Raw genomic sequence first — 15,440 nt, forward strand, 5'->3', positions numbered from 1 at the left:
GCTTTGTCTTTGCAGAAGGCAGGCAAATAATGATAGGATAAAGATAACTAGAGAAATATTGGATGTGACGGTCTTTGATTCAAAATGTATGTGCGTTTATTGAAAAACATCAATTGCTCCAAAAAAATAGTACGGTCATAGTAGGTGTGTCCGGCGGCCCGGATTCACTGGCACTTCTACATTTTTTAAATACATTTAAAGATCAATATGGCATCACTGTTATAGCAGCACATGTTGATCATATGTTCCGAGGCATAGAATCACAAAAAGAGATGGAATTTGTCATCAATTTTTGCCGGGAATTAAACATACCTTGTTACGCTAAGCAAATCAATGCGGCCCGTTATGCTGAGAAACACCGGTTGAATGCCCAGCAGGCTGCTAGAGAATGCCGCTACCAATTTTTCTTAGAGTTGATGGATCAGCTTCAGGCGGATGCTTTGGCTCTAGCTCATCATGGAGATGACCAAATTGAAACGATTTTAATGAATCTTGTTCGCGGAACAATAGGGAAGGGACTAGCGGGAATTCCTGTCATACGGCCTTTCGGCAGAGGGAGAATCATACGCCCCTTTTTAGCCGCAACAAAGGATGAAATTTTAAAGTATTGTGAAGAATTTCAGCTGGCGCCCCGATTTGATCCAAGCAATGAAAAAGATACGTATACACGGAACAGGTTTCGCAAATATGTTTTGCCGTTTTTGAAAAAGGAGAACAAAAGGCTGCATGAACATTTTCAATATTTCAGTGAGGTCTTTTTGGATGATGAGCGATTTTTGGAGGAATTAACGAAGGAAAAATTAAATAAAGTAGTGATAAGAAAAACGAATTCTTCCGTTACTATTCATAAACAAGAATATAAAAAGCTTCCTGATCCGATCAAAAGGAGAGCGGTTTATCAAATATTGAATGATCTGATAAAAAGCGGCTCCTTCTCGGCTGTTCATATTGAAAATGTAAACGAATTTTTGATGAAAGCGCACCCTTCGGGGATGCTTCATTTGCCTATGGGGCTCAAAGTCATAAAATCTTATGATGAATGCACCTTTACGTTTCAATCGCCAAATAGTGAATCTTTCTGCTACACGGTACCGGTACCGGGAAAATTACATTTGCCGAACGGGAAAATATTTTTTACTGAAACCTTTTTTGGGATTCCTTCGTATAAAGGTGATGACGTTTTCTATCTTCCAAAAAAATGGTACGTTCCGCCTTTAATTATTCGGAGCAGAAAAAAAGGAGACAAAATGACAATTAAAGGCATGAACGGCACGAAAAAGGTAAAAGATATTTTTATTGATAAAAAAATACCGAGGGAAGAGCGCAACCTTCTCCCAATCGTTGAAAATGGCAACGGCCAAATCATATGGATTCCGCTTGTAAAAAAATCAAATTTAGAGGAAATTAGCATTACCAATGAATCTTATATTGTATTACAATATAAAGAGCAGTGATCTCATCAGGAGGAAAGAAAATGATCGAGGATATTGAAAAAGTCTTAATTTCAGAAGAAGAAATCAAAGAAAAAGTGAAAGAATTAGGGGCGATATTAACGGAGGAATATAAAAATAAGTTTCCCCTCGCTATCGGGGTTTTAAAAGGCGCTATGCCGTTTATGGCGGATTTAATAAAGCATATTAATACATATTTGGAAATTGATTTTATGGACGTTTCCAGTTATGGAAACAAAACCGTTTCATCGGGTGAGGTGAAAATAATTAAGGATTTAGACACTTCCGTCGAAGGCCGGGATCTTTTAATCATTGAAGATATAATCGATAGCGGATTGACATTAAGCTATTTAGTCGATCTTTTCCGGTACCGGAAAGCAGCATCCGTTAAAATTGTAACCCTTTTGGACAAACCGAGCGGGCGAAAGGCAAATATTGAGGCAGATTATGTATGTTTTGAAGTTCCGGATGCGTTCGTTGTCGGTTATGGTCTGGACTATGCGGAAAAATACCGCAATCTTCCGTTTATAGGGATATTAAAGCCTGAAGTTTATCAAAATAAATAATGATCGTTGAAAGGATAGCGTATCAGTTGTGCTGGGATGATTTTCTATGATACTATTGAATATAGTTTGTTTCATTGTGGGAGGAGGTAAGGAATGAATCGGATTTTCCGAAACACCATATTTTATTTGCTGATTTTTTTAGTGGTTATCGGCGTTGTGAATTTTTTTCAGGGCGGTAACCAAAAAACTGAACAAATGACATATAGTACCTTCATCTCCAATTTGGAAAACGGAGATGTTGAAAATATAACGTTAAAACCAGTAAGAGGAGTATATGAAGTCAGAGGACAGCTGAAGGGATATGAAGAAAATCAATACTTTATCACCTATTTATCAGGCGATGACGCATTAAACCTCATCAATACGGCTGCTTCAAAAAATCAAACGGAAGTTAAATGGTCCCCAGCAGATGATACAAACGGATGGGTGCAATTTTTCACATCCCTCATCCCATTTATTATAATCTTTATTTTGTTCTTCTTTGTGCTCAATCAGGCTCAAGGCGGCGGAAGCCGAGTTATGAACTTCGGGAAGAGCAAGGCAAAGCTGTATAACGACGACAAGAAAAAAGTAAAATTTAAAGATGTTGCAGGAGCCGATGAGGAAAAGGCTGAACTAGTGGAAGTTGTTGAATTTTTAAAGGATCCCCGCAAGTTTTCTGAACTTGGAGCGCGCATACCGAAAGGAGTCCTTTTAGTAGGCCCTCCGGGAACTGGTAAAACATTGCTGGCCCGCGCGGTGGCTGGAGAAGCAGGTGTGCCGTTTTTCTCCATAAGCGGATCTGATTTTGTTGAGATGTTTGTCGGTGTAGGTGCTTCTCGTGTTCGAGATTTGTTTGAGACGGCTAAGAAAAATGCCCCATGTATCATTTTTATTGATGAAATTGATGCTGTTGGACGCCAAAGAGGAGCGGGATTAGGCGGCGGTCACGATGAACGTGAACAAACGTTAAATCAGCTTCTCGTTGAGATGGATGGATTTAGCTCCAACGAAGGAATCATTATTATTGCGGCGACAAACCGTCCGGATATTTTAGACCCAGCCCTTCTCCGCCCTGGTCGATTTGACCGTCAAATTACGGTTGATCGTCCGGATGTGAAGGGGCGCGAAGCAGTGCTCAAAGTACATGCACGCAATAAACCGTTGGACGAATCGGTGAATTTGCGGAACATTGCGATGAGAACGCCGGGCTTTTCTGGAGCTGACTTGGAAAACCTATTGAATGAGGCTGCTCTCGTTGCTGCTCGCCAAAATAAAAAGAAAATCGATATGGCGGATATAGATGAGGCAACCGATCGTGTAATTGCAGGACCTGCGAAAAAAAGCAGGGTTATTTCGGAAAAGGAGCGCCGTATTGTTGCCTATCATGAAGGCGGACATACCGTTATCGGTCTCGTTTTAGATGAGGCGGAAATGGTGCATAAAGTAACGATTGTTCCTCGGGGTCAAGCTGGAGGATATGCTGTCATGCTGCCAAAAGAAGACCGCTATTTCATGACAAAACCTGAGCTCCTTGACAAAATAACAGGATTGCTTGGCGGTCGGGTTGCGGAAGAAATTGTTTTCGGTGAAGTTAGCACCGGTGCCCACAACGACTTCCAGCGTGCGACAAATATTGCGCGCAGAATGGTTACAGAATTTGGAATGTCAGAAAAATTGGGTCCATTGCAATTTGGAAGCTCTCAAGGCCAGGTCTTTTTAGGGCGTGACATCCAAAGTGAGCAAAATTATAGTGATGCGATTGCTTATGAAATTGACTTAGAAATTCAGCGCATCATTAAAGAATGTTATGAAAAAGCAAAACGAATTTTGACAGAAAATCGCGATAAACTTGAACTAATTGCAAAAACGTTATTAGAAGTGGAAACACTTGATGCAGAACAAATTAAACATCTGGTGGAACACGGTTCATTGCCTGATAAGTCTGAACAAAAAGCAGCTTCAGAAAATGTGAAAAAAGAAGAGAACAACCAAAAAGATGAAGCTGTAAAAGTCAATATTCAGACAAAGAAAGATGAGGCTCCCTCTATCAAACCGGAGCTTAAAGAAGAATAAGTAATAAAGCCGTCAACTATACAAAGTTGGCGGTTTTCTATTGCCTTCGTGCCCGATAGCAGCCTACTGCGATCAATATGTGATATGATGATGAGGGAATGTTTGAACGAAGGGAAAAGGTGATGGACATGATTTTAGCTTTAGATGTTGGGAATACAAACACCGTGATTGGAGTATACGAAAAAGAACAATTGCTTTACCATTGGCGAATTGAAACCAATCGACATAAAACCGAAGATGAATACGGAATGATGTTTAAATCATTGTTTGAATACGTAGGATTAAAATTTTCGGACATAACGGGAATCATTATTTCTTCTGTCGTTCCACCGATTATGTATGCCATGGAAAAAATGTGCGAGAAATATTTTCATGTAGATCCGCTTATTGTCGGCCCAGGAATTAAAACAGGCCTTAATATAAAGTATGATAATCCGCGTGAAGTTGGGGCGGACAGGATCGTCAATGCAGTTGCCGGTGTTCATTTATATGGCTGTCCGCTTATTATTGTTGATTTCGGCACAGCAACAACTTATTGCTACATTAATGAAAAAGGACAATATGAAGGCGGTGCCATTGCACCAGGGATTAACATTTCCACCGAAGCTTTATACTCAAAAGCCGCGAAGCTTCCTAGAATCGAAATCGCCAAACCCGATCATATTATTGGGAAAAATACAGTAGCCGCCATGCAATCAGGAATTTTATTCGGCTATGTTGGCCAAGTAGAAGGAATTGTCAGAAGGATGAAAGCGCAAGCTAAAAAAGAACCGAAAGTTATTGCAACAGGCGGTCTAGCTGGGTTAATCGCCAATGAATCTGACATGATCGAAATCGTTGATCCATTGTTAACATTAACAGGCTTGCGGTTAATTTACGAACGAAATCTCGGAAGGGAGTAGGAAACAAATGAACGATTATTTAGTCAAATCTTTGGCCTATGGCGGAGGAGTGCGTGCATATGCAGTGAAGACGACTGATACAGTGAGTGAAGCTCAACGCCGCCACCAAACATGGCCGACTGCTACCGCTGCTCTTGGAAGAGCAATGACAGCAGGCGTGATGATGAGTTCGATGCTAAAAGGTGATGAGAAGCTGACGATAAAAATAGAAGGCGGCGGTCCAATAGGAGCCATTGTTATTGACAGTAATTCAAAAGGTCAAGTGAGAGGTTATGTATCCAATCCTAAGACCCATTTTGAATTAAATAAACATGGCAAACTGGATGTAGCCCGCGCAGTCGGGAAAAACGGTACATTGTCGATTGTTAAGGATTTAGGATTAAGGGAGCATTTTTCCGGTAAAGTCCCTATTATTTCCGGCGAGCTGGGAGAAGATTTTGCCTATTATTTAGTGACGTCAGAGCAAGTCCCGTCTTCAGTAGGAGTGGGAGTTTTAGTCAACCCTGATAACTCTGTTCTGGCTGCTGGCGGATTTATTATTCAGCTCATGCCGGGAACTGAAGAATCAATCATTACGGAAATTGAGACGCGGTTACAAACAATAGAGCCGATCTCTAAGCAAATTCAAAAAGGGCTGACTCCTGAGGAAATATTGGAAGGTGTCCTGGGCGAAGGGAATATGAAAGTGATCGATCGAATGCCTGTCAGCTTCCACTGCAGCTGTTCTAAAGATAGGTTTGCAAATGCCATTATTAGCCTGGGAGAAGAGGAAATTCAACAAATCATCGATGAGGATGAAAAAGCTGAAGCTCAATGCCATTTCTGTAATGAGGTATATGTGTTTTCAAAAGAAGAGTTGCAGGAATTAAAAGAAGCGGCATCTAGAAAATAGATTATGGCAGGGAGCTGGAGGAATGAGTAAAAAAGCGCTTTTGGTCATAATTTTCAGTCTTGTATTAACGAACTGCGTGACGATTGCCTTTTTGGTAAGTGCTTATACAAGAGAAGCGCAAAAAGAGAAAAATGATGAAATTGTTGCCAAAATCGGCAATAGCCGCATTACGAGGCAGGAATGGTTAAATGAACTGGAAAAACGATTTGGGAAAACAACACTTGAGGAAATGATCAATATTCAAGTTGTGGACGAGCTTGCAAAAAAGAATCATATTGATGTAGATGAAAAAACAGTTGAACGTGAAATACAAATGTATAAAATATCGTCTCAATCATACGGCGATAGCGTGTTTAACGACAAAGAACTGAGAAAACAAATTCGCTATAGTATTTTATTAGAAGAGCTTTTAACGAAAGATGTCAACATTAGTGAGAATGAATTGAAGAAATTTTATGAAGAAAATAAACATCAATATATTATGAATGACACGTATCATCTTTCCCATATCGTGGTTGATTCAAAAAAAGAAGTCCAACAAATTATAAATGAATTAAAAGGCGGATCAAGCTTTGAAGGGATTGCAGCTGAACGGTCCAAGGATCAGTTGACAGCGAAGGAAGGCGGAGACCTCGGTTATGTTTCCGAAGGTTCCAGCGATGTACCGCCGGAATATATTGAACAAGCTAAAACAATGAAGGTCAATGAGTGGTCGGACCCAATACCGCTGGAAAGAGGATATGCGATTATATTTTTGCATGAGAAAATAAAAGGAGAACAGCTGGAGTTTGACGAAGTAAAGGATCAGATTCGCAGGCAAATCGCTTTGGAACAGATGGAAGGAAATGTATCAGCAAAGCAGCTGTGGGATGACATCGGCGTAACATGGTTTTATGAAAAATGAAGAAAAAGATTGACAATTCATAAATTTATTGGTATATTATTTTCAATAAAACCAATATAATTACTCGGAAATAGAGGTGTATAAGATGGCAGTTGTTGCAAACTCTATATTAGATCTAATTGGAAAGACTCCTGTTGTAAAATTAGGAAAAATTGTAGAAGAGGACAGTGCAGACGTTTATTTAAAGCTTGAATTTTTTAACCCTGGATCAAGTGTAAAGGACCGTATTGCATTAGCAATGATTGAAGCGGCAGAAAAAGAAGGCAAATTAAAACCAGGAGACACAATTATCGAACCGACAAGCGGAAACACAGGGATCGGTTTAGCAATGGTGGCAGCTGCAAAAGGTTTACATGCTATTTTAGTTATGCCAGAAACAATGAGTTTAGAGCGCCGCAATTTATTGCGTGCATATGGAGCAGAGCTTGTTTTAACTCCTGGTCCAGAAGGCATGAAAGGGGCTATTAAAAAAGCAGAAGAGCTTGCGGAAAAACACGGCTATTTCATGCCGCAGCAATTTAAAAACCGTGCAAATGTAGAAATTCACCGTTTAACAACTGGCCCGGAAATCGTTGAGCAAATGGGCGATCAATTGGATGCATTTGTCGCCGGAATCGGTACTGGAGGTACGATTACTGGTGCAGGTCAAGTATTAAGAGAAAAATATCCGAACATAAAAATTTATGCTGTTGAGCCGGCTGATTCACCTGTATTATCGGGCGGAAAACCAGGTCCGCATAAAATTCAAGGTATTGGAGCAGGATTTGTTCCGGATATTTTAAATACAGAGATTTATGATGAAGTCATTACTGTTACAACTGAGCAAGCTTTTGAAACCGCTAGAAAAGCTGCGAGAGAAGAAGGAGTATTAGGCGGAATTTCTTCAGGTGCTGCCATTTTCTCTGCATTGAAAGTGGCGAAAGAGCTAGGAAAAGGCAAAAAGGTACTAGCAGTCATCCCAAGTAATGGAGAAAGATATTTAAGTACTCCATTATATAAGTTTGACGAAGAATAATAGAATGAATAATAGTTTAAAGGCTGTCGACGAAATTTGTCGGCAGCCTTTTGGATTTTATGTGAAGGGGAAAAATAATACTGTTGATGCCAAGCTCTCCTTCTTGTTGTAAAATAAGTTTATGGGTGAAGGAGAGTGAACGATGGAATCTGTGAGAAAACTGCTGGCAGTCCAAATACCTTTTGAAAAAGAACGATTTTTCAATCGCTTTGAAACGCTGGCAAAACAACAACAACATTACGCTCTTCTCGAAAGCGGAAGAGGCGGCCGCTACAGCATAGCTGGTTTAAACCCTTTTGCCGTCATACAAGGAAAAAACGGGGCAATTACGATCTATAGCGGGAACAAAAAAGAAGTAAAGGAAGGAAATCCGCTCTTGCTCTTTGAAGGATGGATGAAACAGTTTAAATGTGAAAGCGATCCTTCCCTTCCCGACTTTCAAGGAGGCGCTATCGGCTTTATTAGCTATGATGCAGTTCGTTATTTCGAAAAATTACCCAATATAGCTGTGGACGATTTACACGTGCCCGACATTTATTTTATCGTTTTTCAAGATATCGCCGTTTTTGATCATACTGAAAAAACACTTTGGCTGATAACGTATCATAAACATGGGGAAAAAGATGCTGCACAAAAGCGGCTGGAAGAAATGAAAGCTTTATGGTGTAAGCAAAGTGAGGAAACGATTTTTAGCTATACGAATTCAGCTGATCTCAGCTATGAGCCGATAATGTTTATGGAACAGCCGTTTAAAAAAGCTGTTGAAAGAGTAAAGGATTATATTGCAAGCGGTGATGTATTTCAAGTCAACTTATCCGTCAGACAAGCAAAACCGCTTTCGACGCATCCGTTTGAAATTTATAAAGCATTACGGAAAATTAACCCATCCCCATATATGGCCTATATTCATACTCCTGAGTTTCAAATTGCCAGTGGATCTCCAGAGCTGCTCATAAAAAAGAGGGGAAATGTACTGAATACCCGTCCGATTGCTGGAACGAGATCAAGAGGAAGAAGCGATGAAGAAGACCGCCAGCTTTCTGAGGAATTAATCACCAATGAAAAAGAACGTGCAGAACATATCATGCTTGTAGATTTAGAACGAAATGATCTAGGGCGGGTATGTAAATATGGCAGTGTTGAAGTTAACGAACTGATGGCTATTGAGAAATATTCACATGTCATTCATATCGTGTCAAATGTTCGCGGCGAGCTGCAAGAAGGAAAAGGATTTTACGACATTATGCGTGCTGTATTTCCGGGCGGCACAATCACGGGAGCGCCGAAGGTTCGAACAATGGAAATAATTGAAGAGCTGGAGCCGACTAGAAGAGGGTTATATACTGGTTCGATCGGCTGGCTCGGCTTTAATGGAGATTTAGAATTTAATATTGTAATACGGACGCTACTGGCTAAAAACGGTTGGGGTTATGTGCAAGCAGGTGCTGGAATCGTCATTGATTCTGTTGCAGAATATGAATATAAAGAGTGTTTGAAAAAAGCAAAAGCGTTATGGAAAGCAAAAGATTTGAGCGAAGATGAGAATAAGTTAGTTAGAGGTGAGAAGAGATGATTTTAATGATTGATAACTATGATTCTTTTACGTACAATTTAGTCCAATACCTTGGTGAGCTCGGCGAAGAGCTTGTTGTCAGACGAAATGATGAAATTACGATTGAGGAAATTGAACAGCTCAATCCAGCCTATTTGATGATTTCTCCCGGTCCGTGTACGCCGAATGAGGCGGGGATCAGCATGGAGGCAATTAAGTATTTCGCAGGGAAAATTCCGATTTTTGGCGTATGCTTAGGTCATCAATCAATAGCTCAAGTGTTCGGTGGGGATGTTGTTCGCGCAGACAAATTAATGCACGGGAAAACATCGCAAATTTATCATGACGGAAAAACTATTTTCGACGGCTTAGACAACCCGTTCACCGCTACAAGGTACCACTCTTTAATTGTCAAAAAAGAAACGCTTCCGGATTGCTTTGAAATTTCAGCATGGACGAATGACGGAGAGATTATGGGAATCCGCCATAAATCTTTGCAGGTTGAAGGCGTGCAGTTTCATCCGGAATCAATTATGACTGAACATGGAAAACTGATGTTAAAGCATTTCCTTTCCTATTATCGTACGGAAGAAAAGAGTGTATAAAAGTGTACTTATATGTAAATGGTGAATATAAAAAGCAGGATGAGCTGCATATTTCTCCGTTCGATCATGGATTTTTATACGGAATCGGCGCTTTTGAAACATTAAGGACTTATAACGGTCATCCATTTTTACTGTATGATCATATCGATCGCTTAAATGCAGCGGTTCGCGAGCTTGGCATAGATTTTTCTCTTTCTTACTCGGAAGCAGAACAAATTATTAAAAGACTGCTTGAATTAAATCATTTAAATAATGCATATATCCGGATAAATGTTTCAGCGGGTGCAGAGGAGCTGGGGTTGTCGGCGGCTCCTTATAAAAATCCGGTGTTAATCTTTTTTATAAAAGAGTTAAATTTGCCGGAAAGATTGACAAAACAGGGGGTCATTCTTTCGGTTCGGCGAAACACGCCGGAAGGATCATTTCGCATAAAATCGCACCATTTTTTAAATAATGTGCTGGCAAAGAGAGAAATTGGAGATAATCCGAAAACGGAAGGTATATTTTTAACACATTCAGGATATGTCGCAGAAGGGATTGTTTCCAACATTTTTTGGGTAAAAAACAACACCGTCTATACACCGGCTGTCAGCACAGGAATATTAAACGGAATTACTAGACAGTTCGTGTTAACCATCCTTGAAAAACATCGCATTCCTTATGAAGAAGGATTGTATCCATTGGATCATCTGTTATCTGCACAAGAAGCTTTTATCACAAATTCCTTGCAGGAGATTGTCCCAATTACACATATTGGTCAGACTGCATTTGCAGGTGAACAGGGAATTTTGACCAATCGATTAATCACCATTTATAAGAAGGTGCGGCAGCATATTTTGACAAGATCTGAATTCGAAGTGGGTGATGAACAATGGGTGTAATAGAGAAAGAAAAAATATTACAGTGCGGACCGTATCAATTACACTACGAAGATAAAACCCAAGTAATGGGAATATTAAACGTTACGCCTGATTCTTTTTCGGACGGCGGAAAATTTAATGATATCGAGAAAGCTTTAAAGCATGCAAAAGAAATGGTGGAAAATGGCGCCGATATCATTGATGTCGGGGGTGAATCAACCCGTCCGGGCCATGAACCCGTTTCAGAAGAGGAGGAGCTGGCCAGAGTTCTTCCAGTCATTGAAAAATTATCAAAAGAAATTCATGTTCCTATTTCCATTGATACGTACAAAGCGAATGTGGCAAAAAAAGCGGTGGAAGCTGGAGCAACCATCATCAATGATGTTTGGGGGGCGAAAAAGGAGCCGGACATCGCTCGCGTGGCAGCAGAATATAACGTCCCAATCATTCTAATGCACAATCGAGAAAAAGAAGAGTATAACGATCTGATTAAAGACATGATTTCCGATTTAATGGAAAGTGTCGAGATCGCCAAAAAAGCAGGCGTTCGGGACGAACAAATCATCCTTGATCCAGGAATCGGTTTTGCCAAAACTTTTGAAGATAATCTCTACGTCATGCGTCATCTGGAGGAATTTACAAACCTTGGTTTCCCTGTTTTGCTGGGTACGTCGAGAAAAAGATTTATCGGACGAGTTCTCGATCTACCGGTAGAGGAGCGTATGGAAGGCACAGCGGCTACCGTATGCTTAGGAGTGCAAAAGGGCTGTCAATTCGTTCGGGTACATGACGTTAAACCGATTGCGCGGATGGTGAAAATGATGGATGCGATGCTCGGAAAGGGGCGCGATCACGATTGATAAGATCTATGTAACGGGAATGGAGTTTTGGGGCTATCATGGCGTTTATCCTGAAGAGAATAAACTTGGACAGCGATTTCGAGTTGATGTTATTTTAGAGATGGATCTAAAGCAAGCAGGAAAAACGGATGAACTAGATGATACAGTGAATTATGCGAAAGTGTACACGGTTTGCAAGGAAATTGTGGAAGGCAAGCCCTATAAGCTTATTGAAGCCGTTGCAGAAAATTTAGCATCTGAACTGTTAAAAGAGTTTTCGACTGTTTTGTATTGCACAGTAAAAGTGGTAAAGCCGGATCCGCCAATCCCGGGTCATTACAAGTCTGTAGCAGTAGAAATCAAAAGGGGAAGAACATGAAAAACTATGCATATATTTCTTTAGGATCGAATATCGGCGATCGGGAATATTATTTGGAAGAAAGCATCAATCAATTGAACAGGCATCCAGATGTTGAGGTTATCAAAATGTCTTCTATTTATGAAACCGATCCGGTTGGTTATATTGACCAAGAATTGTTTTTGAACATGGTCATTAAAATCGCGACGAATTTCACGCCGTATGAGCTGCTGGCATTTACGCAAAAAATCGAATATGATTTAGGAAGATCAAGGGAAGTTAAATGGGGGCCTAGAACGATAGACCTTGACATTTTATTATATAATAACGAAAATATTGAAACAGAACAGCTTACCATACCTCATCCGAGAATGTTTGAACGATCTTTCGTATTGATTCCTTTGTTTGAAATTGATCGAGATGTACAATGGCCTAATCAGCATCGTTCTTTACTGGTTTTAATAGATCAATTAAAAGATAAAAAAGGAGTGCGAATATGGAAGCAGAAAAATGGGGAAGAAGGATTCGCGCTTTTAGAAAGCTAAAAGGCTATACACAAGAAAGCCTTGCAAAAGACTTAGGCGTTTCTGTATCGGTTCTTGGTGAAGTTGAAAGGGGCAACAGACTTCCCAGCAAGGAATTAGTAGAGATTATTGCTGCTAAGCTGAATGTAAGCGTGAACGAGCTGATGCCTGAGGATACTGAAAAATAAAGGAGGCAGGTGAAATTGTTTAAAATAGGAGATATTCAATTGAAAAACCGTGTTGTGCTTGCTCCGATGGCCGGCGTATGCAATTCGGCTTTTCGGCTGACGGTCAAAGAATTTGGAGCGGGTTTAGTTTGTGCTGAAATGGTCAGCGATAAAGCCATTTTATATAAAAATGCGAAAACAATGGACATGCTCTATATTGATGAACGGGAAAAACCATTAAGCTTGCAAATTTTTGGCGGTGAAAAAGAAACATTAGTGGAAGCGGCAAAATTTGTCGATAACAATACAACAGCAGATATCATCGATATTAACATGGGCTGTCCTGTACCGAAAATTACGAAATGTGATGCCGGAGCAAAATGGCTTCTTGATCCCAATAAAATTTATGACATGGTTGCCGCTGTTGTGGATGCAGTGAAAAAACCGGTAACTGTCAAAATGCGCATGGGTTGGGATGAAGAACATATTTATGCGGTGGAAAATGCCCAAGCCGTTGAGCGGGCAGGGGGCAAGGCTGTTGCATTGCATGGACGAACCCGTGTTCAAATGTATGAGGGAGAAGCCAACTGGGACATTATTAGAGAAGTTAAGCAGGCTGTGAATATTCCGGTGATTGGCAACGGGGATGTCAAAACCCCTCAAGATGCAAAGAGAATGCTGGACGAGACGGGTGCAGACGGGGTTATGATCGGCCGTGCTGCATTAGGCAACCCATGGATGATCTATCGCACTGTTAAATATTTAGAAACGGGAGAATTAATTGAAGAGCCGACAGTTCGAGAAAAGATTGATGTATGCAAACTGCATTTAGAACGTTTAATCAATTTAAAAGGTGAGCACATCGCTGTTAGAGAGATGCGTAAACATGCCGCTTGGTATTTAAAAGGTATTCGAGGCAATGCAAAAGTGAGAAATGCTATTAATAACTGTGAAACAAAAGAAGAACTGGTCTCCCTTCTTGAACGTTTTGCAAGTGAAGTGGAAGAGAAAGAGCGTCAATCCGCATAAAGACAATCTGCTTTCTCTTATACTTTGACGGCTGCCAGTAATCTGGCAGTTTTCTATGTTAAATTTTAAGATTATTGGAGTGGATACGTATGAGCAAAGAAGGTTTGCATAACCAAGAAGAGTTGAATGATCAATTGCAGGTTCGCAGGGAAAAGCTTCATGCATTAAAAGATAAAGGAATCGACCCTTTCGGAAAAAAATTTGAACGCTCGCATCAGGCGATTGAACTAAAAGAGCAGTACGGCGAGTTTACAAAGGAAGAACTTGAGGAAAAAAATATTTTTGTTTCTATAGCTGGCAGAATTATGACAAAACGTGGAAAAGGGAAAGCAGGTTTCGCCCATATCCAAGATTTGTCGGGCCAAATTCAAATTTATGTTCGGAAGGACAGCGTCGGCGAGGATCAGTATGAAATTTTTGATATGGCTGACTTAGGTGATCTTATTGGCGTGAAGGGAACGGTTTTTAAAACAAAAGTAGGCGAGCTCTCGGTAAAAGCAACGGAATTTGTGCTGCTCACGAAAGCTTTGCGCCCTCTTCCTGATAAATACCATGGCCTTAAAGATATTGAACAGCGCTACCGCCAGCGCTATTTAGATCTTATTATGAACCCTGACAGCAAAAACACATTTATAACAAGAAGCAAAATCATCCAATCCATGCGCCGTTATTTAGACAGTCACGGGTATTTGGAAGTAGAAACACCAATGATGCACTCCATTGCTGGAGGAGCGGCAGCACGCCCGTTTATCACTCATCATAATGCTTTGGATATGCCTTTGTACATGAGAATTGCTATTGAGCTTCATTTGAAAAGGCTGATTGTCGGCGGTTTAGAAAAAGTTTATGAAATCGGCCGCGTTTTCCGCAACGAAGGCGTTTCAACAAGACATAATCCTGAATTCACCATGCTTGAACTGTACGAGGCATATGCAGATTTCCATGATATTATGGAATTGACAGAAAACATGATTGCTCATATTGCACAAGAAGTATTAGGTACAACGACAATCCAATACGATGAATATAAAGTGGACTTGAAACCAAAATGGAAGAGACTTCACATGGTAGATGCGATTAAAGAATATACAAATGTTGATTTTTGGAATGTCACATCTGCCGAAGAAGCGCGGGCATTAGCTGAAGAACACGGAGTAGAAATTAACGAAAATATGCAATACGGCCATATTGTCAATGAGTTCTTCGAGCAAAAAGTCGAGGATAAACTAATTCAGCCGACATTTATTTACGGTCACCCTGTTGAAATTTCTCCGCTCGCCAAAAAGAATGAAGCGGATCCAAGATTCACAGATCGCTTTGAATTGTTTATTGTCGGCCGCGAGCATGCAAATGCCTTTACGGAATTAAACGATCCTATTGATCAACGTGAACGCTTTGAAGCTCAATTAAAAGAAAGAGAGCAGGGAAATGACGAGGCGCATATGATGGACGAAGATTTCATTGAAGCTCTTGAATATGGCATGCCTCCAACAGGTGGGCTTGGCATTGGCATTGACAGATTAGTCATGCTTTTAACCAATTCTCCGTCTATTCGCGATGTTCTTTTATTCCCGCAGATGAGAAACAAATGATGATTTGCAAAAGGGAGACGGCTGTCTCCCTTTTGTCTTCCTGCTGGAAATTGAATAATTTTTTTATATAAAACAAATTTTTTTATGCAAAACTATTGATTTGTTATGAAAATGGTGTTATATTAATAC

General features: G+C 40.3%; 16 protein-coding genes. All 16 read left to right on the forward strand.

Annotation, left to right across the window (positions count from 1 at the left end; genetic code table 11):
* Positions 1 to 77: 77 nt before the first annotated feature.
* The 16 genes from tilS (at position 78) to lysS (ending at position 15,311) form a co-directional block, all read left to right on the forward strand.
* Positions 78 to 1,454, forward strand: coding sequence for a tRNA lysidine(34) synthetase TilS (gene tilS / locus NSQ71_RS00390; RefSeq protein WP_133309093.1), 1,377 nt, complete (start codon positions 78 to 80; stop codon positions 1,452 to 1,454).
* 20 nt (positions 1,455 to 1,474) lie between these two features.
* Positions 1,475 to 2,017 (forward strand): hypoxanthine phosphoribosyltransferase, encoded by a 543-nt coding sequence (gene hpt, locus NSQ71_RS00395; protein ID WP_066247237.1) that lies wholly within the window; start codon positions 1,475 to 1,477, stop codon positions 2,015 to 2,017.
* A gap of 93 nt (positions 2,018 to 2,110) precedes the next feature.
* Complete coding sequence (gene ftsH / locus NSQ71_RS00400) at positions 2,111 to 4,072, forward strand: ATP-dependent zinc metalloprotease FtsH (RefSeq protein ID WP_066247240.1); 1,962 nt, start codon at positions 2,111 to 2,113, stop codon at positions 4,070 to 4,072.
* 128 nt (positions 4,073 to 4,200) lie between these two features.
* On the forward strand, positions 4,201 to 4,974 hold the full coding sequence (locus tag NSQ71_RS00405) for a type III pantothenate kinase (RefSeq protein WP_063387562.1): 774 nt from the start codon (positions 4,201 to 4,203) through the stop codon (positions 4,972 to 4,974).
* 7 nt (positions 4,975 to 4,981) lie between these two features.
* On the forward strand, positions 4,982 to 5,866 hold the full coding sequence (hslO, locus tag NSQ71_RS00410) for an Hsp33 family molecular chaperone HslO (protein WP_063387561.1): 885 nt from the start codon (positions 4,982 to 4,984) through the stop codon (positions 5,864 to 5,866).
* A gap of 22 nt (positions 5,867 to 5,888) precedes the next feature.
* Positions 5,889 to 6,770: a peptidyl-prolyl cis-trans isomerase gene (locus tag NSQ71_RS00415; RefSeq protein ID WP_340732278.1), complete on the forward strand. Its 882-nt coding sequence runs from the start codon at positions 5,889 to 5,891 to the stop codon at positions 6,768 to 6,770.
* An 85-nt stretch (positions 6,771 to 6,855) separates the two neighbouring features.
* On the forward strand, positions 6,856 to 7,785 hold the full coding sequence (gene cysK, locus NSQ71_RS00420) for a cysteine synthase A (protein ID WP_066247248.1): 930 nt from the start codon (positions 6,856 to 6,858) through the stop codon (positions 7,783 to 7,785).
* Between the two features lie 142 nt (positions 7,786 to 7,927).
* Positions 7,928 to 9,358: an aminodeoxychorismate synthase component I gene (gene pabB / locus NSQ71_RS00425; protein ID WP_117017233.1), complete on the forward strand. Its 1,431-nt coding sequence runs from the start codon at positions 7,928 to 7,930 to the stop codon at positions 9,356 to 9,358.
* On the forward strand, positions 9,355 to 9,942 hold the full coding sequence (gene pabA / locus NSQ71_RS00430) for an aminodeoxychorismate/anthranilate synthase component II (RefSeq protein ID WP_339198231.1): 588 nt from the start codon (positions 9,355 to 9,357) through the stop codon (positions 9,940 to 9,942). The genes pabB and pabA overlap by 4 nt, the downstream gene beginning before the upstream one ends.
* Before the next feature lie 2 nt (positions 9,943 to 9,944).
* Complete coding sequence (pabC, locus tag NSQ71_RS00435; RefSeq protein ID WP_339193771.1) at positions 9,945 to 10,823, forward strand: aminodeoxychorismate lyase; 879 nt, start codon at positions 9,945 to 9,947, stop codon at positions 10,821 to 10,823.
* A complete protein-coding gene (gene folP / locus NSQ71_RS00440) occupies positions 10,814 to 11,662 on the forward strand; it encodes a dihydropteroate synthase (protein ID WP_340732284.1) in 849 nt (282 codons plus the stop codon). Before pabC ends, folP begins: the two co-directional genes overlap by 10 nt.
* Positions 11,658 to 12,020, forward strand: a complete 363-nt coding sequence (gene folB, locus NSQ71_RS00445; RefSeq protein WP_339199935.1) for a dihydroneopterin aldolase — start codon at positions 11,658 to 11,660, stop codon at positions 12,018 to 12,020. Before folP ends, folB begins: the two co-directional genes overlap by 5 nt.
* Positions 12,017 to 12,544 carry a 2-amino-4-hydroxy-6-hydroxymethyldihydropteridine diphosphokinase gene (folK, locus tag NSQ71_RS00450; protein WP_063387554.1) on the forward strand — a complete coding sequence of 176 codons (528 nt, stop codon included), beginning with the start codon at positions 12,017 to 12,019 and terminating at the stop codon, positions 12,542 to 12,544. The genes folB and folK overlap by 4 nt, the downstream gene beginning before the upstream one ends.
* Complete coding sequence (locus tag NSQ71_RS00455; protein WP_063387553.1) at positions 12,496 to 12,711, forward strand: helix-turn-helix domain-containing protein; 216 nt, start codon at positions 12,496 to 12,498, stop codon at positions 12,709 to 12,711. The genes folK and NSQ71_RS00455 overlap by 49 nt, the downstream gene beginning before the upstream one ends.
* A gap of 15 nt (positions 12,712 to 12,726) precedes the next feature.
* Complete coding sequence (dusB, locus tag NSQ71_RS00460; protein ID WP_063387552.1) at positions 12,727 to 13,719, forward strand: tRNA dihydrouridine synthase DusB; 993 nt, start codon at positions 12,727 to 12,729, stop codon at positions 13,717 to 13,719.
* 89 nt (positions 13,720 to 13,808) lie between these two features.
* Positions 13,809 to 15,311, forward strand: a complete 1,503-nt coding sequence (gene lysS / locus NSQ71_RS00465) for a lysine--tRNA ligase (protein ID WP_327848301.1) — start codon at positions 13,809 to 13,811, stop codon at positions 15,309 to 15,311.
* The last annotated feature ends 129 nt before the right edge of the window (positions 15,312 to 15,440 follow it).

It is taken from the genome of Aeribacillus sp. FSL M8-0235, assembly GCF_038000355.1.
In the GTDB taxonomy this organism is placed as follows: Bacteria; Bacillota; Bacilli; order Bacillales; family Aeribacillaceae; genus Aeribacillus; species Aeribacillus composti.

Bases quoted from the DNA above. Each gene is read 5' to 3' on its own strand.
- hpt (WP_066247237.1), top strand. From the start codon at position 1,475: ATGATCGAGGATATTGAAAAAGTCTTAATTTCAGAAGAAGAAATCAAA.
- ftsH (WP_066247240.1), top strand. From the start codon at position 2,111: ATGAATCGGATTTTCCGAAACACCATATTTTATTTGCTGATTTTTTTA.
- NSQ71_RS00405 (WP_063387562.1), top strand. From the start codon at position 4,201: ATGATTTTAGCTTTAGATGTTGGGAATACAAACACCGTGATTGGAGTA.
- hslO (WP_063387561.1), top strand. From the start codon at position 4,982: ATGAACGATTATTTAGTCAAATCTTTGGCCTATGGCGGAGGAGTGCGT.
- NSQ71_RS00415 (WP_340732278.1), top strand. From the start codon at position 5,889: ATGAGTAAAAAAGCGCTTTTGGTCATAATTTTCAGTCTTGTATTAACG.
- cysK (WP_066247248.1), top strand. From the start codon at position 6,856: ATGGCAGTTGTTGCAAACTCTATATTAGATCTAATTGGAAAGACTCCT.
- pabB (WP_117017233.1), top strand. From the start codon at position 7,928: ATGGAATCTGTGAGAAAACTGCTGGCAGTCCAAATACCTTTTGAAAAA.
- pabA (WP_339198231.1), top strand. From the start codon at position 9,355: ATGATTTTAATGATTGATAACTATGATTCTTTTACGTACAATTTAGTC.
- folP (WP_340732284.1), top strand. From the start codon at position 10,814: ATGGGTGTAATAGAGAAAGAAAAAATATTACAGTGCGGACCGTATCAA.
- folK (WP_063387554.1), top strand. From the start codon at position 12,017: ATGAAAAACTATGCATATATTTCTTTAGGATCGAATATCGGCGATCGG.
- NSQ71_RS00455 (WP_063387553.1), top strand. From the start codon at position 12,496: ATGGAAGCAGAAAAATGGGGAAGAAGGATTCGCGCTTTTAGAAAGCTA.
- lysS (WP_327848301.1), top strand. From the start codon at position 13,809: ATGAGCAAAGAAGGTTTGCATAACCAAGAAGAGTTGAATGATCAATTG.